We start from the raw sequence: 26,568 nt of genomic DNA, 5'->3' as shown, positions 1-26,568 counted from the left end.
AACGTGGTTTCAGCCCTAGTCATAGTGGTCACCGGCGGGGCAGGCTCACAGTGGACCAGCATCCCATCGGGAACCGATCCACCCCCATTAGCCCTTGGCGGGGCTACATTGTCGTCTCACCAGGCCTTCGAGGCTCCTCGCTAGCGCTCGTCGCACCTCAGGCAGCGGTAGGACTCAGGCAGCGTTGGATTCAGCCACTCCAGCGACCCGTCGCCAAGAACTCGTCGAGCACGGCGGTGGCGGGTCCGAGGTCGAAGCCCTGGGCGGCCAGCCAGGAGTCGTCGAAATAGGTTGTGCTGTAACGATCTCCGGGATCGCACAATAGGGTGACCACGCTGCCGGTGCGTCGTTGGGCGACCATTTCGGCGACCAGGGAGAAGGCGCCCCACATGTTGGTGCCGGTGGAGCCGCCGACGCGTCGGCCGAGTCGGTTGGTGACGCAGCGGGCGGTGGCGATCGAGGCTTCGTCGGGCACACCGATCATGCGGTCGATGACCTGGGAGACGAAGGAGGGTTCCACCCGCGGACGGCCGATGCCCTCGATGCGCGACCCGGCGTCCGACGTCAGTGCTCCGTCGCCGGATTCGAAGGCGGGCAAGAACACCGAGTTCTCCGGGTCGACGACGCACAGCCACGTCGGATGCCTGCGGTAGCGCAGGTAGCGGCCCAGGGTTGCCGAGGTGCCGCCGGTGCCGGCGCCCACCACGATCCAGGTGGGGATCGGATGATCTTCGTCGGCCATCTGGGCGAAGATCGACTCGGCGATGTTGTTGTTGCCACGCCAGTCGGTGGCGCGTTCGGCCATCGTGAACTGGTCGATGAAGTGCCCGCCGCGTTCTGCCTCCAGGCGCAACGCCTCCGCATAGACCTCGCCGGCACGCTGGACGAAGTGGCACTGGCCGCCCTCACGTTCGATCAGCGCGGTCTTGGCAGGCGACGTCCCGGCCGTCATCACGGCGATGAACGGAACGCCGATCAGCTTGGCGAAGTGCGCCTCGCTGACCGCCGTCGACCCCGACGACGCCTCGATGACGGGGGTGCCCTCGGTGATCCAGCCGTTGCAGATGGCATAGAGGAACAGCGACCGCGCAAGACGGTGCTTGAGCGAACCGGTGGGGTGGGTGCTCTCGTCTTTCAGATACAGGTCGACGCCGACCTCGGCGTCACCGTCGCGCCACCGCGACCACTCGGGCAGTTCGACGCGCAGCAGGTGGGTGTCGGCGCTGCGTCGGGCGTCGGCCTCGATCAGGCGGACGGCGTTGTCGGCCCAGGAGCGGTCGGCGCGACGGTCGATGTCACGGGTGGGCTGCACGAGGCGTCACTTGCTGCCGCGCAGGCGCGACTGCAGGTCGTCGTGCCGCTTCTTGCGATCCCGGTCGATGGCGTCGATCTGACGGTTCACCTTGAGTCGAAGTCCCTTGAACAAGGCCATGCCCAGGGGCAGGGCGATCAGGACGCCGAAAACGGCGGCCACGTAGAGCGGCACGTCGACGTCGACAAGCCGGGCGCCCAGCACGATCACAACCGCCACCACCACGACCAACGCGAGTCGGGCCAGGGTGTAGGCGGCCAGCGCGAGGGCCAGCGACCCGGCGGTGGCACGCTCGCCCGAGGAGGGGGTGTCGGTCTTGTCTTCGGCAGCACTCACGACGACCAGACTACTGGGCGCGTTCCGGACCGCGGTCCGCGCGTCCGCAGGTCACAGGCTTCTTTGCCGGTTCTTTACCTTCTGCTGACGGTTCGAGTACCTGGGCGATTTGCGTGTATTCATGAACCATCGCGCCCGAGGACTCGGGTGCGGCTGACAGAGGGGAACATCCGTGACCACCATCAATCCGGCACCCGCCGCAGCGTTCATCACTCCGGGCATGGCCAGCCAGCACACGCTGACCCCGGGCCAGGTCGCAGCGATGTTCAACGTCAACCCCAAGACCGTGGCGCGCTGGGCGACCTCGGGCATCCTCGGCTCCATCCGCACCCCCGGTGGCCACCGTCGCTTCCGTGAAGAGGACGTCGTCGCGCTGCTGAATCGCCGCACTCACTGAACGACAGTTGGCGCGTTACGAGACACCCTCACGTACTCTGGGTTACGGGAGGTTGCCATGACTTATCTGTTCGCCCTGATCGGTGTCATCGCCATCGGTTTCCTGTTGTGGCGTGCCTTTGGCCCGCAAAGCGAGGGCACCGGCGGCGTCTCGTCGGGCCCCAAGACGACGCGGGGTCCGCTGGGCCCCGACGACGATCAAGACTTCCTTCGCGACCTCGACAACAAGACCCGCGGCACCAACGGATCCGACGGTGATGACAGCTGATCGCCTCGATAGCTCATCTCCCCGGCAGCTGATCATCTGACCCACTCCGCACCTGCGACACCCTCCCGCAATGTCATCGCGTGCAACCGCCATACCTCGGGGTAGGGTTGATTTTCCGACACGCGAGGGGGTGACGAGGGTGAACCCGGGACGGGCAGGTGCAACCGCGTCCGACGACGACCTCAGCTTCGCCGAGAAGCTGGCACATCTCTTCGAGCACAGCCGTGATGAGAACGGCGTGCGCTACACAGGCAAGAAGATCGCCGAGAAGGCCAACGCCCTCGGCTACTCGCTCTCCGACGCCTACATCTCGCAGCTCCGCACAGGTAAGGCCCGCACGCCGTCGTTCCGGACGGTCGAGGCCATCGCGCGGGCGTTCGAGGTCAGCGTCACCTACTTTCTTGCCAACCCCGACGAAGACCTCGACCGCGTCCGGCAACAGCAGGACTACGTCGAGATGCTCGCCGTCACCGGCACGCATCTGTCGGGGATCGATCTCAACTCGCTGTGCCCGGACACCATCGACGTCATGATCGACCTGCTGAAGATGGTCAGGGCGCAGGTGGTGGAGAACCGGGATTCGGGTGGGTCGTCAGCTGCTGGCTGAGTCCCCTCCTGCTGGTTGAGTAGGCGAGCCCCATAGGGCGAGCCGTATCGAAACCCGGTGAGGCGAAGATGTCCGCAATCCGTGGTCACCGATACGCTTGACTCACGAGGTTTCGATACGCGTCGGACTCGCTGCGCTCGCTCGCCGCTACTCAACCAGCAGAAAAGGCCGCCCCAGCCAGCAAAGTGGCGACCGATCAGAGGCCCTGGTAGGAGTGCAGGCCCGAGACGACCAGGTTGATGATGAACAGGTTGAACAGCAGCGCGACGAAGCCGGCGACGTTGATCCAGGCGGCGGCGGTGTTGCGCCAGCCGGCGGTCGCGCGGGCGTGCAGGTAGGCCGCGTAGATGACCCACGCGATGAACGAGACGGTCTCCTTGGGGTCCCAGCCCCAGAAACGGCCCCACGCGGACTCGGCCCAGATGGCACCGCAGATGACGCCCAGACCGAACAGCGGGAAGCCGAAGACGACGCATTTGTAGGCGAGGCGGTCGAGGGTATCGGCGTTGGGGATGTGCGCGACGACGCGTCGAACCGCTCCCCCGAAGCCTTTCATCCCGGTGCCGTCGACCAGCGAGTCGTATGGCTCGTCGGCGGTCTGTGTGCCCCAGCGCATCTTGATCAGGTACAGCACGCTGGCGACGCCCGAGACGAGCAGGACGCCCGACGAGATCGAGATGATCGACACGTGGATGGCCAGCCAGTACGACTTCAGCGCGGGGACCACGGGTGCGGCGTCGGTGTAGAGGTAGCGGCCGCCGATGAACATCAGCAGCGTGACCGGCAGCAGGACGAACGAGATCAGCGGGCGATGCTCGGGTTTGCGCAGCACCACGAGTCCGGCGACGACGCAGGCCGCGCAGGTCAGCGAGATGAACTCGTACATGTTGCCCCACGGCGCACGGTCGGTGGCCATGCCGCGGAAGACGATCGAACCGATGTGGGCGAGCAGCCCGACGATGACGACCGGGTAGGCCATGTTGCCGAGCTTGTCGCCGAAGCTGCGACGCGGTGCCTGCTCGAGCTTGCCGGGGGTGCGCGCGCCGGTCTCCGTGGTGCCGACACCCGCGCCCACCAGCGACTTGTCGGCCAGCTTGCGGCTGCGCACCGCGGCCAACGACACCAGGAACATCGCCATGGCCAGCACGTAGATCGTGATGGCGGTACCGAAGAGGAGGTCGGAGTAGCGTGCCATCGTCTCGTCGACCGGTACGCCGTTGACGGTGGCCGCCATGTGCTCAACTGCACTGCTCACAAGTGCCGTCCTCTCCCGCTCGCCTACAACCGACCCCGGGAGCGTCGGGACGTGCGCGCGCTCTCCGGATCATCGGTGACCAGGGCCGACGCCTGCTCGTCGAAGCCCTCGCCCCAACCGGCCTGATCCGTGCGGGCCAGGCCGGCAATTTCTACTACAGTACGTCGTGCTCGGCCGCTCTGTCCGTCGGGAGTGTCTGCGGCGACCGGCACGAGTCGCGCCCAGATGCGCCGACGACGAATCAGCAACGACACCAACAGCCCGCCGAGCATGACGATTGCGCTGACCAGCACCCAGTTCTGCGCCGGGTCGTGCGACACCTGCACCGACACCCACCGCTGGTAGCCGTCGAAGCGGACGACGGTGCCGTCGGCGAGCGTGGTGCTCTGTCCGGACGCGAGGTTCACCTGCGACTGCCGGACGAGGCGTCCCTGGTCGATGAGTTTCTGGTCGAGTGCGTACGCGTTCTGCGGGCGGCCGGTGTCCAGGCCGGTGTCGCCCTTGTAGATGCGGATGGCGACGTACGGGTCGTCGGGGACGGGCGACGCCGAGAGCAGCAGCGTGCCGTGGAAGGTGGCGGTCGGCGCGAACAGACCCTCGATGGCGATCTGGTTCTTGCGGCGCACATCCTCGTCGGGGTACATGCCGGCGGGGGTGTCGAAGCGGACGGCACCCGACGACATCATGGTCGTCAGATCGTCGGGGATGAACGGCACCGTCTGGGTCCGGTTCTTCCCGTTGGGGAAGGTGACGGTGAAGGTCGGGGCGAATCCGTTGCCAAGGACGTACACGCGGTCGCCGGCGACGCGCAACGGCTCGTTGACGCGCACCGACGTGGTCTGCCAGGTCGACGGCGGACCAGGATGCGGCCCTTCGGTGTAGCGCATCGTCGCGTCGTACATGTCGGGCTGACCGCTGGGCAGGAAGGTCGCGGAGAACTTGTCGATGCGGAAACAGAACGGTGTCAGGTCGGTTCCGTCGACGAGGCTGCCGGCGCGGAACGAGTCGTAGACGGCGGTCGAGTTGTTGCACAGCGCCTGCTCACCGTCGGCGACGAGCGTACGGGTGCCCTCGTAGCCGTAGACCTTGCCGACGGCGATCGCGACCAGCAAGGCCAGCAACGCGAAATGGAAGACCAGGTTGCCGAATTCGCGGAGGTAGCCCTTCTCCGCCGACACCTCGACCACGCCGTCGGGATAGCGCTCACTCGGTTCGCGCACCACCACGGTGCGTCGCCAGCCGCGCAGCCTGCTGTTGATCCGGGCCGCGATCTCCTCGGGGTCGCCGTCCACGGTGTGTTCGACGTGCCGCGGCAGCCGCGACAGATTCCGCGGCGCGGCAACCGGTTTGGCGCGCAGGTTGTGGAAGTGTTCGACCATGCGCGGTGTCAGGCAGCCCACCAGCGACACGAACAGCAGCACATAGATCGCGGTGAACCAGGTGCTGGAGAAGACCTCGAACAGCTGCACGCGGTCCATCAGCTCGCCGAGCGTTCCGTGATCGGCGATGTACTGCACCGTCTTCTGCTCGTTGAGATCCCGTTGTGGCAGCAGCGCACCGGGAATGGCCGCGAGCGCCAACAGGAACAGCAGCACCAGAGCGGTGCGCATCGACGTCAGCGACCGCCACAGGTTGCGCAGCGGCCACAGCACGCGGCGCTTGATCCAGTGTGGTCGGGACGCAGCGGGTTTCGGCGCGTCCGGCGGTGGCGCGTCGTGCGTGGTGGTTTCGACGACGCCGGTCATATCGGCAATTCCGTGTCGGTGATGAAGGCCTCACGAACCCAGACGGTGAACTGATCCCACAGGCCGGTCACCAGTGCGATACCGACCAGGATCAGCATGATCCCGCCGAACACCTGGATGGCGCGCGCATTCCGGCGCAGCCACCCCATGCTGCGCAATGCCCACGCCGACGAAAAGGCCAAGACCACGAACGGGATTCCCAATCCTGCGCAGTAGGCGACGATCAGCGCCACACCCTTGGCCGCGGTCACGCCCTCGGTACCGGTCGCGGTGACCACGATCGCGCTCAGCGTCGGACCCAGACACGGGGTCCAGCCCAGCGCGAACACCGCGCCGAGCAGTGGTGCACCCACGAGGTTGGAGACGAGTCGCGGATGGAATCGGTAGTCGCGCTGCATCATCGGGACCAGTCCGATGAACACGAGGCCCATCACGATGGTGATGACTCCGCCAACCCGTTGCAGCAGATCATGATTGATGACGTAGCTGCGGGTGAGTCCGAAGACGCTCGCGGTAGCGATGACGAAGACGGCAGTGAACCCGGCGACGAACATTGCCGCCGCCATCGCCACACGATGCCGTCCACGTTTGGCCGGTTCGTCGGCCGTCACCGCCGGGGCCTCCGCCCCGACCAGCCCGGCGAGATAAGACAGGTAGCCCGGGACGAGCGGCACGACGCACGGCGAGGCGAACGAGACCAGGCCGGCCACCAGGCAGGCGGCCAACGCAAGGAGCAGCGGTCCGCTGAGCACGGTGTTCTGGAAGCTCTCCCCCACCGCGGCCTGCGGTTGCGCCGCCATCAGCGCGAGGGTGGTCATCCGGCCACCGGACCCGAGGTCTCGGCGACCACTCGCGCCACCGCGGCACCGAGTTCCTCGGCGGTGATGGATTTGATGAAGACCGCGGCCGGCCGGTGTTGCCGGTCGAGGACCACGGTCACCGGCAGCACCGGCAGCGGGATGCCGAGGTCGCCGACGGTGGCTCCGGCGTAGTCGTAGATCGACGGATATCCGACCTTGCGGTCGCCGACGAAGTCCTGCGCGGACTGCCGGTCGTCGCGCATGTTGAGGCCGAGGAAGTCGACGCCCTGCGCTTTGAACTGCTCGTAGACCTGCTCGAGGTCGTCGGACTCGCCGCGGCACGGACCGCACCACGACGCCCACGCGTTGATCACCACGACCTTGCCGGCATAGCGCGGGTCGGTGATCGACAGTGGCTGCCCGGTGAGGAGGTCCTCGCCGGAGACCGGGCCGATCGGCTTGCGGTCGTCGGGGTCGTAGGTGATGACGGTTTTGCCGCCGGGCGAGACGAATTGGAAGGTGTCACCCTGCGCGACCGCGTCGTCGCCGGTGCTACACGCCCCGGCGAAGCCGACGACAGCGGCGAGCAGGAGAGCCAGGATCGCCACGCGGCGGTATCGCCGACTGGTCTGAACACTGCTCACTTTAACCGCCGTCATTCGCTGTTGTTCCGGGTCAGGCCCCGGTCACCAGCGGGTCGGATGCCCCGGCCGGTTCGGAATAGATGATGTCGACGAGCGCGTCGTCCTCGTAGATCAGGCTGGTCAGCGACGCGAGCGAACACTGCCGACGACGCGGGTCGTGCCAGAGTCGCTGGCCTTCCAGGAAGCGGCGCAGCGTGTACACGGGCAGCTGATGGCTGACACAGATGGCCTCGTGGCCCTTGGCCGCGTCGCGCGCCTTGTTGGCGGCGGCGAGCATGCGGTGGGCCAACTGGATGTACGGCTCGCCCCACGACGGGGTGAACGGGTCGCGCATCTTGGGCCAGTGCCGCGGCTTCGACAACGCGCCGTCGCCGACGGACACCTTGAGTCCCTCGAAGACGTTGTCGGCCTCGATGAGGTCGTCGTTGGTGAAGATCGGCAGTCCGTGCGCGGCCGCGATCGGTGTCGCGGTCTCCTGCGCACGCTGCAGCGGCGACGCGAACACGGCGGTGACGTCGTGGTCGGCGAGGGTGTCGGCGACTTTGCGGGCCTGCACCCGGCCCGTGGTCGACAGCCGGAATCCGGGCAGCCGTCCGTAGAGGATGCCGTCGGGATTGTGCACCTCACCGTGGCGCATCATGTGGACGATCGTGTGCATCAGTCGGTCTCCCCCGGTCGGCGGGCCGCGCCTGCCGCTTCGGCAGCGGCAGGAAGCGCGTCGGCGATTCGTGAAAAAGCGTCGTCGCCGAGTGCGGCCGAGACGAACCACGCCTCGAAGGCACTCGGCGGTGCGTACACGCCCCGGTCGAGGAGCGCGTGGAAGAACGGCGCGAACCGCCAGGTGTCGGTGGCCTTGACGCCCGCGTAGTCGACGATCTCGGTGTCGGGGTCGTCGGTGAAGAAGATACTGATCAGGCTGCCCGCACGCTGCACGCGGTGGGAAACCCCCGCAGACGTGAGGGCGCCGGTGAAGAGTTCACCGAGTCGGTCGGCGTTGGCGTCGAGGGCGGCGTAGACGTCGACGTCGGCGTTGCGCAGGGTCGCCAGTCCGGCGGCCACGGCCACTGGGTTCCCTGACAGGGTGCCCGCCTGATAGACGGGACCGGTCGGCGCGAGGCGTTCCATGACGTCGGCGCGACCCCCGAATGCGGCGGCAGGTAGCCCGCCGCTCATCACCTTGCCGAAGGTGTAGAGGTCGCCTGCGACGCCTTCGAGGCCGTACCAGCCGGCGGGGCTCACCCGGAATCCGGTCATGACCTCGTCGATGATCAGTAGCGCCCCGTGCCGGGCGGTCAGTTCACGCAGGCCGGCGTTGAATCCGTCACGCGGCGCGACCGCACCCATGTTGCCGGCGGCGGCCTCGGTGATGACCGCGGCGATCTCGTCGCCGAACTCCTCGAAGGCCTTGGCGACGGCTTTCAGGTCGTTGTAAGGCAGGACGATGGTGTCGTGGGCGGTGGCGCCGGTGACGCCCGGCGACGTCGGCAGGCCGAGGGTCGCGACTCCCGACCCCGCGTCGGCGAGCAGGGCGTCGGCGTGACCGTGATAACAGCCCGCGAACTTGATGATCTTGCTGCGGCCGGTGAATCCGCGTGCGAGGCGGATGGCCGACATGGTGGCCTCGGTGCCCGAGTTGACCAGCCGGACACGTTGCACGGGGTCGACGCGGTCGATGATCTCCTCGGCCAGTTCCACCTCGGCCTCGGTCGGGGCGCCGAAGGACAGGCCACCGACCGCCGCGCGCGCTACGGCCTCGACGACCGCCGGATGGGCGTGGCCCAGGATCATCGGACCCCATGAAGAGACCAGGTCAACGTAGTCGGCGCCGTCGGCGTCGTAGAGGTGGCAGCCCTGCGCGCGGGCGATGAATCGGGGTGTCCCGCCGACCGCGGAAAACGCGCGGACCGGGGAGTTGACCCCGCCCGGGATGACCTTCCCGGCGCGCGCGAACAGAGCGGCTGACGTCTCGGCGGTCGGGGCGGTGCGGGTCACGGCCTCCAGTGTTCCAAACGGCACCGGGTGACCCAAATCGTTCAGGTGCTTCTCAGGCCAGCGACCTGGCAACCTGGTCGGCGATCGCTTGCTGCCCGCGCGCGTTCGGGTGCACGGCACCAGGCCCGCTCCTGGTCATCGGCTCGATCCAGCGATGACTTCCCGCGCAGGCGTCGTGCCCCTCGGACACCGCTTCCATGTCGACGTAGGTGGCGCCGGTCTGGGCGGCCGCGCGTCGGATCGCGTCGTTGAGAGTTGCCTGCAGATGACGCAGGTAGGGAACGTCGCCGGCGGCGACTCGCATGGTCGGATAGCAGCCGCCCGTCGCCGGAAGAATCCACGGATAGCCGACGATGACGACCCGGGCGTGTGGCGCCTTCTGCTGCACCTGCCGGAGCGCCGTCAGCAGGCTCGGATAGGTCGTGGTGAGGATCGGCTTCTCCAGCGAATCGCCGTAGCGGTCGCGGCACGGCGAGCCGGACGGATCGCTGGACGCGACGTCGCGGCAGGCGCGGATCGAACCGGAGTACGTGTCGTTGTCGTTGCCGCCGATCATCATGGTGACCAGGTCGGTGTCGGGTGTCACGGCATCGAATTGCGCTGGGACGCCGTCGTATTGGGCGTTCGCCAAGTCCGCGGTGTCGGCGCCGGCGCAGCTGACGTCGGTCAGCCGGTAGTGCTGCCGCTCGGTGAGGATCTGAGCGAAGTTCCGCGACGACCGCTGACATAGGAACGGCGACCCTGCCGCGAGCGGGCTGACCCCGGTGCCCGCGCTGTAACTGTCGCCCAGATTGACCTGATCGATCGTGGTGTCGATGACGCTCGTCGTACTGCTGGGGGAGCTCGCGTTGTCGGTCGTGCTGCAGCTGGCGAGGACGCACACGGCGCTGACCAGCACCGCCATTGCGACCGACCAGTTTCGACGGGCAATCACGAGCCCCACCGTACCGATGGGAGGCACACTGGGGTCATGGCCGATTCGAGTGATTCTGCAACCAGCAACAACGATGTTCTCGACGTCGGCGCCGTGCTCGACGGCGTCCCCACCGGCCTGTGGATCGGCGGCAAGTCGGTTCCGTCCGCGTCGGGCAAGACCTTCCCGGTGTACGACCCGGCGACCGAGGAGCCACTGGTGTCGGTCGCCGACGCCGGGGTCGAGGATGCGCGCGCCGCTCTCGACGCCGCGGCGGCGGCCGCTCAGGACTGGGCCGCGACCGCCCCGCGCGAGCGTGGCGAAATCCTGCGTCGCACCTTTGAACTGCTCACCGATCGCGCCGACGACATCGCGCTGCTCATGACGGCCGAACTCGGTCGCGCGCTGCCCGACAGCGCCGCGGAGGCCAAGTACGGCACCGAATTCTTGCGCTGGTTCGCCGAGGAGGCGGTCCGGGTGAACGGTCGCTTCACCCAGGCCCCGGCGGGCAACGGCCGGATTCTGGTCAGTCACGCGCCGGTCGGTCCGTGTCTGGCCATTACGCCGTGGAATTTTCCGCTGGCGATGGGTACGCGGAAGATCGCGCCGGCGCTGGCCGCGGGCAACGTCATGCTGGTCAAACCCGCGCACGAGACGCCGCTGACCATGCTCGCGTTGGCCGAGGCGTTCGCGGAGGCGGGCCTTCCGCCGGGTGTGCTGTCGGTGTTGCCGACCAGCGACAGTCGCGGCGTGAGCACCGCGCTGATCGAGGACGACCGCATCCGCAAGATCAGCTTCACCGGTTCCACGCCGGTTGGTCGAGGATTGTTGGAGCAGGCTGCCGAACGTATCCAGCGGACGTCGATGGAACTCGGCGGCAACGCACCGTTCCTCGTGTTCGACGACGCGGATGTCGACGCAGCGGTCGAGGGTGCGTTCGCGGCCAAGATGCGCAACGGCGGCGAGGCGTGCACGGCCGCCAACCGGTTTCTCGTGCAGTCCGGCGTCGCCGACGAGTTCACCACCAAACTCACCGAGAAGATGGCCGCGGTGCGCATGGGTCCCGGGTATGTCGACGGGGTCACGCTCGGACCGCTCGTCAACGCCTCCCAGCGCGACAAGGTCGCCGAGGCGGTCGAGGGAGCGATCGCCGACGGCGCCCGGGTTCGCACCGGCGGAGAACGCCCCGATGGCCCCGGATTCTTCTATCCGGCAACGGTTCTCGACCAGGTGGACCCCTACGCTCCCGTCACTCGCGGTGAGATCTTCGGTCCGGTCGCGGTGATCAGCACATTCGCGAGCGAGGACGACGGGATCGCGGCGGCCAACTCCACCGAGTACGGCCTCGCCGCGTACTTCTACAGCCGCGAACTCGACCGCTGCATGCGTGTCGCGCAGGCACTCGACTCCGGGATGGTCGGTGTCAACCGCGGCGTGATCTCCGACGCGGCAGCACCTTTCGGCGGCGTCAAACAGTCCGGCATCGGACGCGAAGGCGGTTCCGAGGGTATCGAAGAGTACCTTTCGGTGAAGTACGTCGCTCTCACATGAGGGTTTATCGACCCTTGATCCGATCGTCACTTTGGTCACATTGACCTCACCAGTAACTTCCGTACACTCGTCGTCATGCGTGTTCGAAACCTCGTGTCCGCAGTCGCCCTCTCCACCGCTCTCGTCACCGGCGCTGGAGTACTCACCGATGCCCCGGCGAAGGCGGCACCGGTCAGCACCGATCTCGGGAGCGTGGACCTCGGCAGCAGCGACCTGCTCACGCCGAACAGCATCTTCCTCTGGCAGGGCATCGCCACGCGCTACATCGTCGTACTCGGCGCCAAGATGGGCACCTACGGACAGACGCCGGCCATCCTCGACCGTCGTCTCAACGTCGCGGCACGGATGGCCAAACAGCATCCGTTCAACCGGATGATCGTCTCCGGCGGCAACACCTGGTGGCTGCCGGTATCGGAGGCACAGTTCATGAACCTCGGGCTCATCCGACGCGGAATTCCCATGTGGCAGATGGTGAATGAAGGCCGTTCAACCTCCACCGTGCAGAACGCGTCGAACACCGTCGGCATGCTGAAGGCGATGGGCGCCAACGGTGCGGTCATCGTCACCAACGGCTTCCACATGGGCCGCGCCCTCGGCGACTTCCGCGCGGCCGCCCGGAAGCAGCACGCACGCATCGAGTTTCGGGCGGCGTACGCCTGAGTTTCCAGAAACCTCACTTCTGGTCAGAAACCTCATTTCTCGCCAGAGACCGTCGGCCGTTCCGAAGGTCTCCGACTGGAAGTGAGGTCTTCGGCCAGCACCGGAACCGGTCGGAGCCTGCGCGCGTCTAATCTGGCATGGACATCTTCTCGTCACTCAAGGGCGCGGTCAGCCGCCCAGAACTCCTGGCCGCAGGCCTCGACGACCACGAGATCAGGGCAGCTCTGCGCTCGAAGCGACTCGTGAAGCTCGGCAACGGCATCGTGATACCGGCCGAAATGCTCGACGGCACACCGGAGACGCGCCATCGGCAGCGAGCGCTTGCCGTGGCGCGCAAGTCCGCAGGTGAAAGCCGCGCCCTCGGTGGTTCGGCGGCGGCCGCCGTCCTCGGTCTTCCCGTCTGGGGCTTGGATGTCACCCGGGTGGTGTTCGTCGAAAACGGCGCCAAGAAGGCGCGTACCCGGGCCACGGGTGCAGTGCGGGTCGAAATGGACCGTCGGCCACCCGCGATCACCGACGTTGACGGCGTGCGGGTTGTCTCGGCGGCGCGTGTCGTCGTCGACCTTGCACGCACCGCCGAACGCATCCCAGCCATCGCTGTCGGCGACGCAGCCCTGCACCTTGACCTGTGCACGGCGGATGAACTCGCAAACGAACTCGACCTCATCACCGGTATGGCCGGCGCAGCACGGGCACGGAGGGTGGTCGCGGAACTCAACGGAGATGCTGAATCCGTGTTGGAATCCCGCAGTCGGATCACCTTCGTCGACGAAGGCCTGCCCGTCCCAGAGCTTCAGGTGGATTTGTACGATGCCTGGGGTAACTGGGTGGCACGGGTCGATTTCCTTTGGCGCAAGCACGGTCTCGTGGGCGAATGCGACGGGAAGAAGAAGTACAGCGGCCAGGATGGCAGAGGCCGCTTGCTGTATGAAAAGTACCGGTCGGACGCGATCGCCGAGCTCGAGTATCAACAGGTTCACTGGGGATGGTGCGACCTCGAAGACCTCGACGATAAGGCACGGCTGATCAAGCGTCTTCGCCGCAAGCTCGGCCTGGACAAAGACCCCACAAATGGTCAGGGACCTTCGGAAGTTCCGAAGGTCCCTGACGAGAAGTGAGGTTTCTGACGAGAGATGAGGTTTCTGCGTCGAACGCTCAGCGCAGCAACGCGCGCGACATGACGACGCGCTGGATCTGGTTGGTGCCCTCGTAGATCTGGGTGATCTTGGCGTCGCGCATCATGCGCTCGACCGGGAAGTCGCGGGTGTAGCCGGCGCCACCGAAGAGCTGCACGGCGTCCGTGGTGACTTCCATCGCGACGTCGGAGGCGAAGCACTTCGACGCCGAGCTGATGAACCCGAGGTTCTTCTCGCCACGCTCGGCGCGAGCGGCCGAGGTGTAGACCATGAGGCGGGCCGCCTCGACCTTCATCGCCATGTCGGCGATCATGAACTCGACACCCTGGAACGTGCTGATCGGCTTGCCGAACTGCTTGCGGTCCTTGACGTATTCGATGGCTTTGTCGAGGGCGCCCTGCGCGATGCCGACGGCCTGCGCGCCGATGGTCGGGCGGGTGTGGTCGAGGGTCTGCAGCGCGGTCTTGAAGCCGGTGCCCTCGTCGCCGATGATGCGATCCTCGGGGATGGTGCAGTCCTCGAAGTAGAGTTCGGCGGTCGGAGATCCCTTGATGCCCAGCTTCTTTTCCAGCGGCCCGACGGTGAAGCCGGGATCATCCTTGTGCACCATGAACGCGGAGATGCCGTTGGCCTTGCGCTCCGGGTCGGTGACCGCCATGACGGTGTACCAGGATGACTTGCCGCCGTTGGTGATCCAGCACTTGGAGCCGTTGAGCACCCAGTTGTTGCCGTCCTTGCGGGCGCGGGTCTTCATGCCCGCGGCGTCGGAGCCGGCCTCGCGCTCCGACAGCGCGTACGACGCCATCGCCTCGCCCGACGCGATCGACGGCAGCACCTGCGCCTTGAGCTCGTCGGAGCCGTTCAGGATGAGACCCATGGTCCCGAGCTTGTTGACCGCCGGGATCAACGACGACGACGCGCACACCCGCGCGACCTCTTCGATGACGATGCAGGCAGCGACGGAGTCGGCGCCCTGACCCTCGTACTCGTCGGGGACGTGGATCGCGTTGAAGCCCGACGCGACCAGCGCGTCGAGGGCCTCCTGCGGGAACCGCGCCTCTTCGTCGACAGCGGCGGCGTGCGGCTCGATCTCCTTCTCGGAGAGCGCGCGGATAGCCTCGCGCAGCGCGACGTGCTCCTCCGGCAGCTCGAAGACGTTGAAATCAGGATTTCCGAATCCCATGAGTCGACTCCTCACGGCACTGCGTGCCAAACGTTGGATAAGTCCAGTTCATCACGGCACTCAGTGCCATGTCAATCTGATGTGGCCTACTCCGATTGTCCGTTACCGGGCTCGGCCTCGCCCAGTTGTTCGGCGACTCGACGCGCGATGTCGGCGACGGGGGTGCCGGCCGGATAGGTGACGACGCTGACCACCGCGTCGGCAGGAGTCTCGACGGTCGGGGCCGCACCGGCACCGAGTGCCGCCCGCACGCGCGCGAGTTCACTGCGCAGCCGTTCGGCGGTGGCGTCGGCGTCGCCGCGGATCATGCGTCGGAGCAGGTAGTTGTGGGCCGCGGTCACCGCGGACACATAGGCGACGACGCGCACCGGCGGCTCGTCGGGCCTGCGGTTGCGCAGGAAGTCCTCGAACAACCGCTGGTAGCGGTAGGTGGTAACGAGCTCGCGATCGCGCAGCGCCGGCACCTCCTGTACCACCTGCAGACGCCGCAGCGCGAGCGTCCGATCGCCCGAGAAATGCGCGAAAACCAGCTCGGCGGCGGTGCACACGGCCGACCACGGATCGTCGACGACGGCGGCAAGGTACTCGTCGACCTGCGTCAACAGCGCCTCGTGATCGGCGAAGATAACGTCTTCCTTGGACCCGAACTGCCGAAAGAACGTGCGCCGCGAGATGCCCGCGGCGGCCGCGATCTGCTCGACCGTCGTCGACTCGTAGCCGCCCTCGGAGAACAACCGAATCGACTCCGCCACGACCAGCGTCCGAAAGTCCGCGTCACTCGGTGCCATGTCACCCAGTATTGCCTGCGGCGGCCTGACCATCGTCGAAGACGGGTCCGATCGGTCATCCATTACGCTGAGTCGCTGTATCGCCCGAACCCGGGCGGTTCGGTTCGGGGGTGCCGACTCGTCACGTCCCGAGCCGCGTTCACCAGTGCGCCGAGGCCCACCGAAAATGGTTGTTCCGCATCCCCATTCGATTCTGCCCGACGGCGGGGTCCAGACCTCGATGATCGCCGACCGTTCGGTCGCCCGACGCCTCGCGACCCACACCGTCGCCCGCCGGGCGCGCTGGCTGATTCCGGCCATCGTCGTGGCGGGTTTGATCCTGAGTCTTTCCACCGTCGCCCTCGGGAATTCCCCTGGTTTCGACACCCTGCTCGACTGGGCGCTGGCCATGGTTCTCGGCGTCATCGTGGGCGGCGTCATCACCCTCCCGATGCTGGTCCTGATGTGGTGGATGACGCTCCGCCAAGTGCGCACGCTGATTCCCGACGGCACGCTGCTCACCTCGGAGTTCGGCGCCGACTGGATCGGTTATGGCGCCGACGGCATCCACACGCGGTTGCGCTTGTCCGAACTCGACCGCATCCGGGTGAGCCGAACCCATCTCGTGGCATTCGTTGCCGGGCAACCGGTCCTGATCATTCCCCGCGAATTGGTCCCAAACGAGGTGGCCGAGGGCATCGTGCAACGGCATCGGGAGATCAGGGCGGTTCATCGGCCGGGCGACGCCGGGGCTCAAGGGTCCGGTGCCGAACACGCCGGTGTCGACGGGCCAGGCTCGGCGCGGATCGTCAACGACGCCGACGGTACGACCGTGGCGACGATGGTCGCCGACCGGGGGCTGCCGATGCGCCTCGTCCGCGCGACGTTCACCGGTTCGTCGCTGGTGCTGTGCGTGGTCGCCGTGGCGATCCTCGTCGCGTGGGCGATCATCGACGATGCCGAAGGCGCGGGAATCCTGGTGTCCGCTCCGGTCATCGGCGCAGTCGTTTTCGTCGGTGTGCTGGCGACCTCGTATTGGCAACTGTTCGCCCGCCTTCGGCGACTGATGCCCGTGGGGGCACAGCTGTACGTCCGGTACTCACCCGATCGAGTGGAAGCCACCTACGGCACGGTGGCGACGTCGGTGTCGCTCACCGACGTCACCAGGATCCGCGAAACCCGCGCCGCGATCGATCTGTGTCACGGCCGCACACCAGTGCTGACCATTCCGGCCGACATGGTGCCGCCCGGCTTCGTCGACCACGTACGAACGAACTGCAACACCTGAGCCGCTGTCCGGACTCAGCTCTGGGTGGCCTCCTGGCGCAGCTCGAACTTGAGCACCTTCCCAGTGGGTGTGCGTGGCAGATCCTCGGCGAAGACGATGTCGCGCGGAACCTTGTAGCCGGCCAGCAGTCGCCGGGCGTGTGCGATCAGATCGTCCTTGGACAGCGATTCTCCCTGCCGCACAAGCACATACGCTCTCGGTCGCTCGCCCCACTTCTCGTCGGGGACGCCGATGACGGCGACGTCGAGCACCGCGTCATGGCTCACCAGTGCCTGTTCGACCTCGACCGTCGAGATGTTCTCACCACCGGAGATGATGATGTCCTTGGCACGGTCCTTGAGCTGGATGTAGCCGTCGGGATGCATGACGCCGAGATCGCCGGAATGGAACCAACCACCCGCGAACGCCTCGGCGGTGGCCTCCGGATTCTGGAAATACCCCGCCATCACGTTGTTGCCCCGCAGCACGATCTCGCCCATAGTCTCGCCGTCGGCCGCAACATCGACGAGCGGCACCCGATCGCGTTCGACGACGCGCGCATTCTCGGCCTGCAGCATCCCGACACCCTGCCGCGACAGTTTGGCGGCCCGCTCGTCGGGCGCGAGGTCGTCCCACGCCTGCTGGTACTCGCAGATCGTGTACGGGCCGTACACCTCGGTCAGTCCGTAGACGTGGACGACGGTGATCCCGATCGCCTCGAGATGGCCGATGACCGTCGGCGACGGCGGCGCCCCGGCCGTCGTGATGCGCAACGGCCGGTCGACGCGGTGGGCACGCGGCGATCCGACGATCGTCGTGCACACGGTCGGCGCACCGCACATATGTGTGGCGCCGAGATCGTCGATGGCATCCCACACGGCGTCGGCGCGGACGGCGCGCAGACAGATGTGGGTGCCAGCGGCGGCGGTCACCGCCCACGGGGTACACCAGCCGTTGCAGTGGAACATCGGCAGCGTCCACAGGTAGCGGGTGGTGCCGGTGAACTGGTTGTGGAAGGTCTCACCGAACGAATTGAGGTAGGCGCCGCGGTGGGTGTACATGACGCCCTTGGGTTTTCCGGTGGTGCCCGAGGTGTAGTTGATCGAGATCACGGTGTTCTCGTCGCCGACCGTCCACGGCAGCGGTGTCGGGTCCAGGTCGTCGGCAGCCGCAAGATGATCCGCGTAGGCGACGAGACCGGGGATGCCCGACGCGTCGACGGGGCCCGGCGTCGGACCGAACTCGGGGTCGGTGATCTCGATGACCGTGGCGAGCTCCGGCAACTGACCGGCGATGGCGGCGACCGTGTGGCGGAACTCGGCGTCGAAGTAGAGGGCCGTGGCCCCGGAATGGTTGAGGATGTACACCAACTCCGGGCCGGCCAGTCGCGAGTTCAGCGCGACGAGCACCCCACCGGCCAACGGCACGGCGAAGTGCGCGATCAGCATCTCGGGGATGTTCGGCGTCAGGTAGGCGACGCGGTCGCCGGGCGCGATCGTGGCCCGCAGCACGCGAGCGAGCCGCTGCACCTCGTCGGCGAACTCGGCGTAGCTGTAGGTGCGCTCGCCGTAGACGATCGCCTCGCGGTCGCCGAACACCGCGGCGGAGCGTTCGAGGAAGCGCAGCGGACTCAGTTCCGAGCGGTTTGCCAGTCCCCAGTCGCCGGTCGTGAACACAGCCGATCGGTCGGCATCGTTTGCGGGCTGGGTGGTAGGGGCCGACATGCTTGCTCTCCTGTGCTCTTGATCTGACCGTCACAACTGTCCATGTCCGACGGTATGGATCACACTGGAAGCATCACTACCCCCGAATGGGGGTGATCGGCACGGAGGTGACGCCATGCACGACGACGTGTGGCGGCCCAGCGACGAAGATGCGATGCGCGCCGCGTTGCGGGCCGGACAACGGGCGACGCAACTTCCGGTGCATTTCGGTGGGGTGGTGCGGGGACGCGACCTGGTCCTGTCGGGATTTGTCGGGACCCGCACGGGCAACCTGCGCGATCTCGTGATCAGCACACGCTGTGGCCTGGGCGGTCGTGCCATCGACGAGCGTCGTGCCGGCGCCGTCGTCGACTACGCCAACTCGACGGAGATCACCCACGAGTACGACGTCGAGGTGGCCTCCGAAGGCATCCAGTCGCTGGTCGCCGCCCCGGCCGTGGTCGCAGGCCGGACCAGGGCGCTGCTCTACGGCGGGTTGCGCAGCCCGGATCCGATCGGCGACGCCGCGATCACCCGCGTGGTGAACGCCGCGTCGCAGCTGGCGCGGGAGATCGAGATCCGAGACGAGGTCGACCGCCGCGTCGCGCTCATCGAGCAGGATCGGAGTCAACGGGGCCCGACGGTCGCACCGGCGGTCGCCGAGGGCATCGTGGAGAGCTACCTGGAGCTGCGGTCGATCGCGGAGTCGACCACCGACCCCGCCCTCGCCGAGCGGCTGCGCGGGATCGAGCTTCGGCTCGCCGGACTCGGCGAAACCAATCCCGCCGCCGCCCAACTGTCCGCACGGGAACGTGACGTTCTGGCGCACCTGTCTCTTGGGTGCCCCAACCGTGAGATCGCCGACCGCCTGGGTCTTGCGCCGGAGACGGTCAAGGCCTACGTGCGCAATCTGATGGGGAAGCTCGGCGTGCACAACCGGCGCGCGGCGGTGGTCGAAGCACGACGTCAGGGACTTCTGCCCTGAAGGTTGCCACGCGGCAGGCACGCCATACGTAACGTGGGGTCATGAGCATGCCTACCGAAACCGCCACACCCGACGACGCCGACGTTCCGAACGATGTAGCCACGGTTTCTCCCGACGACGATCTGTCGGCCGACGAACGCGCCCTACTGGTGGAGAACCTACGGTACGCACTCGACGGGCGGTGGCGGTCCACCCGCGACATGGTGCGTGAGCGTTCCGACCGGGCCGATCTGCTCCCCGATCCGTCGCGCACGCTCGACGAGGCGCGGACACGGATGCTCGAAGAACTGAAGGAACTGTCGGGTCAGGGGTTCGCGTCGGCCGGTTTCGCGTCGGATCATGGCGGGACCGGCGACGTCGGCGCGTCGATCACGGCGATCGAGATGCTCGGCTATGCCGACCTGTCGCTGATGGTGAAGGCCGGCGTGCAATGGGGCCTGTTCGGCGGGGCGGTCGAAAACCTGGGCACCGCAAGGCATCACGAGCGCTACGTCAAGGGAATCATCGATCTCGACGTTCTCGGCTGCTTCGCCATGACCGAGACCGGGCACGGCTCCAACGTCCAGGCACTTGACACCACCGCAACCTACGACCGCGACACCCGCGAGTTCGTCATCCACTCGACCAAGGCGGCCGCGCGCAAGGACTACATCGGCGGCGCCGCCCTGCATGCGCGATACGCCGCAGTGTTCGCGCAACTCATCACCGCGGGCCCGGGTGAGGAGCCGGAAAGCAAAGGCGTGCACTGCTTTGTGGTCGAGATCCGCGACGAGGACGGCAACGACCGGCCGGGGATCACCACCAGCGACTGCGGCTACAAGGGCGGCCTGGCCGGTGTGGACAACGGGCGCATCGTCTTCGACAACGTGCGCATCCCCGCGGAGAATCTGCTCAATCGGTACGCCGATGTCGAGGCCGACGGCACGTACACGTCGCCGATCGAGAACCCCAACCGGCGCTTCTTCACGATGCTCGGCACCCTGATCCGCGGACGCGTGAGCGTCGCCGCGACGGCCGGCGCCGCGGGGCGCAAGGCCCTGACCATGGCGACGCGCTACGGCCTGATCCGCAAGCAGTTCGAGGCACCCGAGGAGACCGACGAGATCATCGTCATGGACTACCTCGGCCATCAGCGAAAGTTGTTGCCGCTCATAGCGAAATCCTACGCGATCGCGTTTGCGCAGAACGAGATCGTGGCCGAGTTGCACGAGGTGCAGAGCAACTCGCCCGACGATTCGGATGCCGGGCGGCAGCGTCAACTCGAGTCCGACGCCGCCGGGCTGAAGGCGTATGCCACCTGGCATGCGTCGAACGCCGTGAACGTCAGTCGCGAAGCCTGCGGTGGAGCGGGCTATCTCGACGAAAACCAGCTGTCGATCATCCGCGGCGACATCGACGTTTTCACCACGTTCGAGGGCGACAACACGGTGATGACGCAGCTCGTCGCCAAGGAGTTGTTGTCATCGTATTCCGATGACGTGCAGGGACTTTCGGCGGGCGGCTGGGTACGGTTCGTGGTCGGGATGGCGCGCGACGTGGTGGTCGAGAAAACCGCGGTCCGGCAGGTGGTGCAAACCCTGCTGGAGAGTTCCGACGAGGACACCGAGAAGTCGAATCTCACCAACCGCGGCACGCAGATCCGGTTGTTCCGCAACCGCGAAGATCACCTCATTCGCACGTGCGCGCAGCGTTTGCGTCGGGCCCTCGACGACGACAACGACGCGTTCGAGGTGTTCAACAACGCGCAAGATCATCTGCTGAAGGTCGGGCAGGCACACACCGAACGCGTTGTGCTCGAGGCCTTTATCGAGGCGATCAACGACTGCGACTCACGGTCGGCGGCTGAGCTCCTCGGCAAGGTGTGCGACCTGTTCGTCTACTCCGCCCTCGAAGAGGACATGGGCTGGTTCCTCATGCACCGGCACATCTCGGTGGAGCGGGCCAAGGCGATCCGGCGGGGCGTGAACACCCTGTGCCAGGAACTCCGACCACACGCCCGAACCCTGGTGGACGCCTTCGGCATTCCGGAAAGCCTCCTCGCCGCACCGATGCTCGAGCACGGCTGAGGCGACGGCGCCAAGGCGCCGGACGATCGGCTTGAAGTTGGGTCCGGAATCCGGACCCAACTTCAAACGGATGAGTGGACAGCCAGCCAAAGTCGTCGGGTCAGTCGTCGGAACTCCCTTTGGGCGGAATGCCCAGCCGCACGGCGGTATGCGCATCGTTCAGTTCGGAGCGAAAGCGATCGACGTTGCGCGCCCAGGCCTGATTCACCGTCCCGGACTTCAGCTTGACGCCGACACCCTTGCGTCGACGCGGTACGCCGTGGAGTTCGCCGAGCGCCGGGGCGCTCTCCCAGTCCTCGGGCACCGCGCCGTGGTTGGGCGGGTAGATCTTGGCGATGTCGTCGAGGCGGATGGTTTGCGCACCCTGCCGGAGCGTCGTCTCGGTGAGTTCGACGCTGACGTGGCGTCGGGCCGCGGTGACCTGGACCATCGAGAAGCCGACCAGGATCGCCAAGAAGATGAGCAGCACCGGCCAATGCACGCTGCCCGGTCCGGTGATCTCGAGAACCAGGACCGCGATCACCAACAACGGGCCGATCGACACCACCCACCAACTGCCGCCGGGCTCGTAGAAGAGCACGTCCCCCGGGTCCTCGTTCTCGTCCTCGGCCCGATCGTCGGGCTCGGCGTCGCTCACGCGCTCTTCCGCCGCGGCTTCTTCTGCAGGTTCTTCTTGACGGGCTCCGGGATCGGCTCGCCGGTGTACCAGGACTCCGACTCCGGCCGGTACGCGAGCAGCGACCCGAACAGCGCAATGATGCCGGCCAGGAGTGCGAACGCGAGAAGCGGCGCGAGGAAGCTGATGACCAGCAGCATCGCGACCACCACGAGGGTCAACGCGGCCAGCGACGACCGCCAACGCGCATCACCGACAAACGCTTTGGACCCCATCAGAATGTCGGCGACACCGACGATCGCGACGAGCACGCCGACGGCCACCGGTCCCAGCGTCGACATCGACGACACCGCACCGAGGATGACGAAACCGACACCGAGCAGAACCAGCAACGCACCGCCGGTCACCCAGCACCGGTAGGCCCAGACCACGAGTTTGGGTCGTTGTGCCGGATCAGGATTGGTCACTTGCTCGCCGTCCTTCGTCTGTCTGGTTCCCCGTCGCTTCGCTCGCCCTGGAGTAATTCCCCGTCGCTTCGCTCGCCCTGTTATCGCGGCCGGCCACGTCGTGATCGGATGCCGATTGATCGTCCCGGGTGACAGGTCCTCCGTCACCATACGGCGGTGTCTGCGGTGGCACCTGCGGTTGCGGAGGTCCCGGGCCGTACTGGGGTGGGTACGGGGGCTGGGGTGAGTACCCGGCCGGCGGATAGGGATAGGGATACGGACTCGGTGGCCCGAGGACCGGTCGCGGTTTGCGGAACTCGGCCATCGCGCGGCAGTACTTGTCCGATTCCGGGCGCATCAACAGGATCGTCGCCCCGATGGCGGCGACGCCGCTGATCACCGTCGGCACCATGGACCAGACCGGGTCGCGGTCGGAGAAGAAGGCCAAGAGCAGGTCGACCGTGACGTATACGCCCATCGCCGACGCGATCACCCGCGCCCATCCGTGGCCACGACGGGTGAAGAAGACAAAGACGAGCGGCAGCACGGAGAGCACCACGGCCACCCCGATCAGAAGGGCGACGATGAAGCCGGTCGACGTCATGAATTCGAGTTGGTCGGCCGGGACACCCGCCGACCCCTCGTGCACTGAGTCGCGAATCGACTTCGCGAGTGCCGAGTATTGGGCGAAGAACGCGACGATCTGCCCCAGGACCACAACGATCCACAATTCGGATGCGATCTTGATGGAGTCGGGCAGCTTCGGACGAACCGGCGCACCGGAGTCCCCCGGCCCGGCAGACCCCCCGGACGTCGGGTCGAACGGTGCAGACATGCCACCAGGGTAATGAACGGCACCTGTGCGCAACCTGGGAGGATGCGGCTTCGCACTGTCATTCGTTCGGTCTGTCTTGGCGCCCGGGTGCGGTCTCCGCGTCGACAGCCGATCCACCGCGTGTTTGACTCGGCCAATCGACCAGGTCATCCGGGTAGCACCAGGGAGCGAGGGACCGGCCATGACACAGACGGATCGTCGGTCCGATGAGGTAACCACGCCCGGCTTTCTCCACCCATCGGCACGGCCCCTGTGGCGCACCCCGGGTGCTGTGGTCGCCGCCGCGGGGGCCCTGCTGGTCGCCATCTCCTACGGTCTGGTCTGGTATCGACCCGACGTCGACGCGTCGGTCGCCATCACCGGGTGGGGCGGTGCGAGCGAATCCGGGTACGACGTCGACTTGAGTCTCTTGCATCTGTTGCCGGTGCTGGCGGTCGTGTTGGTGGTGACGATCGTCGTCGGCCTGGTCTGCGGGCGGACGATCGACGAGACGCGTCCGGTCGCGATGGTGACCGTCCTGTCGGCGCTCAGCGGAGCATTGGTGTCGTTGGCGGTGGTTCCCGACGGCATCTCCGCGTCGGGGGCAGGCGTATACGTCGCGGTCGTCGGCTGCCTGGTGATCGCCGCGGGTGGCGCGCTGCTCACCTTCGTACGGCGCTGACCGGCGCCGGCGCCGGCCTTGCCGACGATCATGGGCCAGCAAGAAGGTCGTCGGCGGCGAGAAGAGGATAGCCGTCCAAAACGGTCCTCCTCAGGGGCCTCCGAGGGCATATTGCCCTCGGAGACACATCACGGCGACCGTTTCAGTTGCGGTCCCAAGAAGTTGCGCTCAGCCCAGGCGAGCTGCCACCTCGGCAGCCCAGTAGGTGAGGATGATCGACGCGCCGGCGCGACGAATCGACATGAGCGACTCCAGGATTGCGGCGTCGCGGTCGATCCAGCCGCGTTCGGCGGCGGCGGTGATCATCGAGTACTCACCGCTGATCTGGTAGGCGGCCACCGGGACGTCGGCGATCTCGGCGACGTCGCGCACGATGTCGAGGTAGCTCATCGCCGGTTTCACCATGACGATGTCGGCGCCCTCGTCCAGGTCGAGCCGCACCTCGCGCAGGGCCTCGATCCGATTCGCCGAATCCTGTTGGTAGGTCCGACGATCGCCTTGGAGACTGGAGCCGACGGCCTCCCGGAACGGACCGTAGAAAGCCGACGCGTACTTGGCCGCATAGGCGAGGATGCCGGTGTCGGCGAAGCCGGCGTCGTCGAGCGCGGCGCGGATGGCGCCGACCTGGCCGTCCATCATGCCGCTCGGTCCCAGCAGATGCGCACCACTTCGCGCCTGCGCCAACGACATCGAGACGTAGCGTTCCAGGGTCGCGTCGTTGTCGACCCGACCCCGCGCATCCACGACGCCGCAGTGCCCGTGGTCGGTGAACTCGTCGAGGCAGGTGTCGGCCATCAGGACGGTGTCGTCGCCCAGGTCGTCGGAGAGGACGCGCAACGCGCGGTTGAGGACTCCGTCGTCGGCGTCGGCGCCCGTCCCGGTGGCGTCCTTGTCAGCAGTCGCGGGCACCCCGAAGAGCATCAGGCCACCGACCCCGGCGCGAACGGCCTCGTCGGCCGCCTTGCGCAGCGAGTCGAAGGTGTGCTGGACGACGCCGGGCATCGACGAGATCTCACGTGGCTCGTCGAGGCCGTCGGCGACGAACATCGGCAACACCAGTTGCCTTGGCGCCAAGGTGGTCTCGGCCACCAGTCGACGCATGGCCGCGCTGGTGCGCAACCGCCGCGGGCGGATCACCGGTGCCATGACGCCTCCTTGCTGTTGTGTTGCCGGCCCTTCGAGGCTCGTCGCTAGCGCTCCTCGCACCTCAGGGACCGGTGGTCGTCTCGTCGCTAGCGCTCCTCGCACCTCAGGGAGCGGCTACTACGACCGCGACCGTCGCGACTTCTTGCGCGGCGGCGGCAGTGCGCCTTCGGCACGCAGACGCGCGGCGTGTTCGGCGAGTGCGTCGACGAGGTCGGGGATCGACGCCGTCTCCGGCTGCACGTCCACCCGCAGACCGAATTCGGTTGCGGTCTCGGCGGTCTTGGGTCCGATGCAGGCAACGATGGTGCGCGCGTGCGGCTTTCCGGCGATACCGACCAGGTTGCGGACGGTGGAGCTCGAGGTGAAGCACACCGCGTCGAAGCCGCCGGTCTTGATCATCTCGCGCGTCTGCGCGGGCGGCGGGGCCGCGCGCACGGTGCGGTAGGCGGTGACGTCGTCGATCTCCCAGCCGCGTTCACGCAGGCCTTCGGAGAGGGTTTCGGTGGCGATGTCGGCTCGCGGCAACAGGATTCGGTTCACCGGGTCGAAGACGTCGTCGTACGGCGGGAACTCGTCGAGCAGGCCGAGCGAGCTCTGCTCACCCGACGGAACCAGCTCCGGGTTGATGCCGAAGGAACGCACCCGCTCGGCGGTTGCCTCACCGACACAGGCGATCTTGACGCCGGAGAACGCCCGGGCGTCGAGCCCGAACTCGGCGAACTTCTCCCACACGGCCTTGACCGCGTTGGTGGAGGTGAATACCACCCACTGGTAGCGGCCGTCGACCAAACCCTTGACGGCCCTTTCCATCTGCGCGGGGCTGCGCGGCGGTTCGACGGCGATGGTCGGGACTTCCTTCGGGACCGCGCCGTGGCTGACGAGACGGTCACTCATGTCGCCGGCCTGGTCCTTGGTGCGCGGCACCAGGACGGTCCAGCCGTAGAGCGCCCGCGACTCCCACCACGACAGCTTGCCGCGCGAGGCGACGACCTTGCCGATGGTGAGGATCAGCGGACCGGTCAGCGCGTTGCCCTGCTCGTTGAGCGTCGCAAGCGTCGCCTCGATGGTGCGCTGCTGGCAGGTGGTGCCGTTGATCGTGATGGCGACCGGCGTCTGGGCGGCCAGACCCTGCTCGGTCAGCGCGCTCGCGGTCTCGGCGAGATGGCCGGAGGTCGCGTGCAGCACCAGCGGACCGGGGGCGGCTGCCAGTGCGGCCCAGTCGACCTCGCCGCGCACGTCGGCCTCGGTGTGGGTGGAGCCGAGCGGCATACCGGCGTA

27 protein-coding genes are annotated in these 26,568 nt (G+C 67.1%); 10 read left to right on the top strand and 17 right to left on the bottom strand.

From position 1 onward, the window contains the following. Positions 1-190: 190 nt before the first annotated feature. Positions 191-1,312, bottom strand: coding sequence for a PLP-dependent cysteine synthase family protein (locus ABZW74_RS19080; protein ID WP_355278437.1), 1,122 nt, complete (start codon positions 1,310-1,312; stop codon positions 191-193). 6 nt (positions 1,313-1,318) lie between these two features. Further along, positions 1,319-1,648 (bottom strand): DUF4229 domain-containing protein, encoded by a 330-nt coding sequence (locus ABZW74_RS19075; RefSeq protein WP_240859595.1) that lies wholly within the window; start codon positions 1,646-1,648, stop codon positions 1,319-1,321. Positions 1,649-1,820: 172 nt separating this feature from the next. Between ABZW74_RS19075 and ABZW74_RS19070 the strand changes: the two genes are divergently transcribed. The 3 genes from ABZW74_RS19070 (at position 1,821) to ABZW74_RS19060 (ending at position 2,919) form a co-directional block, all read left to right on the top strand. After that, the gene (locus ABZW74_RS19070; protein WP_308221055.1) at positions 1,821-2,045 is read left to right on the top strand and encodes a BldC family transcriptional regulator; all 225 of its coding nucleotides are present in this window, start codon (positions 1,821-1,823) and stop codon (positions 2,043-2,045) included. 57 nt (positions 2,046-2,102) lie between these two features. Continuing rightward, positions 2,103-2,312, top strand: coding sequence for a hypothetical protein (locus ABZW74_RS19065; protein WP_240859594.1), 210 nt, complete (start codon positions 2,103-2,105; stop codon positions 2,310-2,312). Between the two features lie 139 nt (positions 2,313-2,451). Beyond that, entirely contained in the window at positions 2,452-2,919 is a 468-nt protein-coding gene (locus ABZW74_RS19060) for a helix-turn-helix transcriptional regulator (protein ID WP_240859591.1), read from the top strand. 196 nt (positions 2,920-3,115) lie between these two features. Here the strand turns inward: ABZW74_RS19060 and ccsB are convergent, their stop codons facing one another. From ccsB to ABZW74_RS19025, 7 genes are read right to left on the bottom strand one after another with little or no spacing between them, the layout of a single operon-like run. After that, the gene (ccsB, locus tag ABZW74_RS19055) at positions 3,116-4,153 is read right to left on the bottom strand and encodes a c-type cytochrome biogenesis protein CcsB (RefSeq protein ID WP_355278439.1); all 1,038 of its coding nucleotides are present in this window, start codon (positions 4,151-4,153) and stop codon (positions 3,116-3,118) included. A 44-nt stretch (positions 4,154-4,197) separates the two neighbouring features. Next, positions 4,198-5,919, bottom strand: coding sequence for a cytochrome c biogenesis protein ResB (locus ABZW74_RS19050; protein ID WP_355278432.1), 1,722 nt, complete (start codon positions 5,917-5,919; stop codon positions 4,198-4,200). Continuing rightward, complete coding sequence (locus ABZW74_RS19045) at positions 5,916-6,737, bottom strand: cytochrome c biogenesis CcdA family protein (RefSeq protein WP_240859588.1); 822 nt, start codon at positions 6,735-6,737, stop codon at positions 5,916-5,918. The genes ABZW74_RS19050 and ABZW74_RS19045 overlap by 4 nt, the downstream gene beginning before the upstream one ends. Continuing rightward, positions 6,734-7,363 (bottom strand): TlpA disulfide reductase family protein, encoded by a 630-nt coding sequence (locus tag ABZW74_RS19040; RefSeq protein ID WP_240859586.1) that lies wholly within the window; start codon positions 7,361-7,363, stop codon positions 6,734-6,736. Before ABZW74_RS19040 ends, ABZW74_RS19045 begins: the two co-directional genes overlap by 4 nt. A 31-nt stretch (positions 7,364-7,394) precedes the next feature. After that, a complete protein-coding gene (locus ABZW74_RS19035; protein ID WP_355278428.1) occupies positions 7,395-8,021 on the bottom strand; it encodes a histidine phosphatase family protein in 627 nt (208 codons plus the stop codon). Beyond that, on the bottom strand, positions 8,021-9,355 hold the full coding sequence (hemL, locus tag ABZW74_RS19030) for a glutamate-1-semialdehyde 2,1-aminomutase (RefSeq protein ID WP_355278426.1): 1,335 nt from the start codon (positions 9,353-9,355) through the stop codon (positions 8,021-8,023). The genes ABZW74_RS19035 and hemL overlap by 1 nt, the downstream gene beginning before the upstream one ends. A 52-nt stretch (positions 9,356-9,407) precedes the next feature. Continuing rightward, a complete protein-coding gene (locus ABZW74_RS19025) occupies positions 9,408-10,289 on the bottom strand; it encodes an SGNH/GDSL hydrolase family protein (RefSeq protein ID WP_355278423.1) in 882 nt (293 codons plus the stop codon). Positions 10,290-10,325: 36 nt separating this feature from the next. Between ABZW74_RS19025 and ABZW74_RS19020 the strand changes: the two genes are divergently transcribed. The 3 genes from ABZW74_RS19020 (at position 10,326) to ABZW74_RS19010 (ending at position 13,597) form a co-directional block, all read left to right on the top strand. After that, entirely contained in the window at positions 10,326-11,819 is a 1,494-nt protein-coding gene (locus ABZW74_RS19020; RefSeq protein WP_355278420.1) for an NAD-dependent succinate-semialdehyde dehydrogenase, read from the top strand. 75 nt (positions 11,820-11,894) lie between these two features. Then, complete coding sequence (locus ABZW74_RS19015) at positions 11,895-12,479, top strand: YdcF family protein (RefSeq protein WP_355278418.1); 585 nt, start codon at positions 11,895-11,897, stop codon at positions 12,477-12,479. A gap of 242 nt (positions 12,480-12,721) precedes the next feature. Beyond that, complete coding sequence (locus ABZW74_RS19010; protein ID WP_240859572.1) at positions 12,722-13,597, top strand: hypothetical protein; 876 nt, start codon at positions 12,722-12,724, stop codon at positions 13,595-13,597. A 37-nt stretch (positions 13,598-13,634) separates the two neighbouring features. Here the strand turns inward: ABZW74_RS19010 and ABZW74_RS19005 are convergent, their stop codons facing one another. Both ABZW74_RS19005 and ABZW74_RS19000 read right to left on the bottom strand, forming a co-directional pair. After that, positions 13,635-14,798 (bottom strand): acyl-CoA dehydrogenase, encoded by a 1,164-nt coding sequence (locus tag ABZW74_RS19005; RefSeq protein ID WP_240859570.1) that lies wholly within the window; start codon positions 14,796-14,798, stop codon positions 13,635-13,637. 86 nt (positions 14,799-14,884) lie between these two features. After that, on the bottom strand, positions 14,885-15,586 hold the full coding sequence (locus ABZW74_RS19000; protein WP_355278414.1) for a TetR family transcriptional regulator: 702 nt from the start codon (positions 15,584-15,586) through the stop codon (positions 14,885-14,887). A gap of 166 nt (positions 15,587-15,752) precedes the next feature. Between ABZW74_RS19000 and ABZW74_RS18995 the strand changes: the two genes are divergently transcribed. Continuing rightward, on the top strand, positions 15,753-16,853 hold the full coding sequence (locus ABZW74_RS18995) for a hypothetical protein (RefSeq protein ID WP_355278412.1): 1,101 nt from the start codon (positions 15,753-15,755) through the stop codon (positions 16,851-16,853). A 14-nt stretch (positions 16,854-16,867) separates the two neighbouring features. On the opposite strand, the gene ABZW74_RS18990 is transcribed toward ABZW74_RS18995, so the two are convergent. Beyond that, entirely contained in the window at positions 16,868-18,556 is a 1,689-nt protein-coding gene (locus tag ABZW74_RS18990; protein WP_240859564.1) for an AMP-binding protein, read from the bottom strand. 115 nt (positions 18,557-18,671) lie between these two features. Here ABZW74_RS18990 and ABZW74_RS18985 point away from each other — a divergent pair, with 115 nt between their 5' ends. Further along, complete coding sequence (locus tag ABZW74_RS18985) at positions 18,672-19,520, top strand: response regulator transcription factor (RefSeq protein WP_355278409.1); 849 nt, start codon at positions 18,672-18,674, stop codon at positions 19,518-19,520. 41 nt (positions 19,521-19,561) lie between these two features. Then, positions 19,562-21,586: an acyl-CoA dehydrogenase gene (locus tag ABZW74_RS18980; protein ID WP_240859560.1), complete on the top strand. Its 2,025-nt coding sequence runs from the start codon at positions 19,562-19,564 to the stop codon at positions 21,584-21,586. A 100-nt stretch (positions 21,587-21,686) separates the two neighbouring features. Here ABZW74_RS18980 and ABZW74_RS18975 read toward each other — a convergent pair whose 3' ends face one another. Genes ABZW74_RS18975 through ABZW74_RS18965 form a run of 3 tightly spaced genes read right to left on the bottom strand, consistent with a single transcriptional unit; the run spans position 21,687 to position 23,483 of the window. Further along, a complete protein-coding gene (locus tag ABZW74_RS18975; RefSeq protein WP_355278406.1) occupies positions 21,687-22,223 on the bottom strand; it encodes a DUF3093 domain-containing protein in 537 nt (178 codons plus the stop codon). Further along, positions 22,220-22,669, bottom strand: coding sequence for a hypothetical protein (locus ABZW74_RS18970; RefSeq protein WP_240859555.1), 450 nt, complete (start codon positions 22,667-22,669; stop codon positions 22,220-22,222). The genes ABZW74_RS18975 and ABZW74_RS18970 overlap by 4 nt, the downstream gene beginning before the upstream one ends. Continuing rightward, on the bottom strand, positions 22,656-23,483 hold the full coding sequence (locus ABZW74_RS18965) for a hypothetical protein (RefSeq protein WP_355278403.1): 828 nt from the start codon (positions 23,481-23,483) through the stop codon (positions 22,656-22,658). The genes ABZW74_RS18970 and ABZW74_RS18965 overlap by 14 nt, the downstream gene beginning before the upstream one ends. Before the next feature lie 181 nt (positions 23,484-23,664). Between ABZW74_RS18965 and ABZW74_RS18960 the strand changes: the two genes are divergently transcribed. After that, positions 23,665-24,144 (top strand): hypothetical protein, encoded by a 480-nt coding sequence (locus ABZW74_RS18960; protein WP_240859551.1) that lies wholly within the window; start codon positions 23,665-23,667, stop codon positions 24,142-24,144. Between the two features lie 168 nt (positions 24,145-24,312). Here the strand turns inward: ABZW74_RS18960 and hemB are convergent, their stop codons facing one another. Both hemB and ABZW74_RS18950 read right to left on the bottom strand, forming a co-directional pair. Next, the gene (gene hemB / locus ABZW74_RS18955; protein ID WP_355278400.1) at positions 24,313-25,290 is read right to left on the bottom strand and encodes a porphobilinogen synthase; all 978 of its coding nucleotides are present in this window, start codon (positions 25,288-25,290) and stop codon (positions 24,313-24,315) included. A gap of 117 nt (positions 25,291-25,407) precedes the next feature. Next, positions 25,408-26,568, bottom strand: a 1,161-nt coding sequence (locus ABZW74_RS18950) for a uroporphyrinogen-III synthase (protein ID WP_355278398.1), incomplete at its 5' end; no start/stop codon positions are given.

It is taken from the genome of Gordonia sp. NPDC003585 (assembly GCF_040610755.1).
Taxonomy (GTDB): Bacteria; Actinomycetota; Actinomycetes; order Mycobacteriales; family Mycobacteriaceae; genus Gordonia.
Note: the sequence above shows the minus strand (reverse complement) of the source record. Positions and strands in the feature narration are given on the sequence as shown.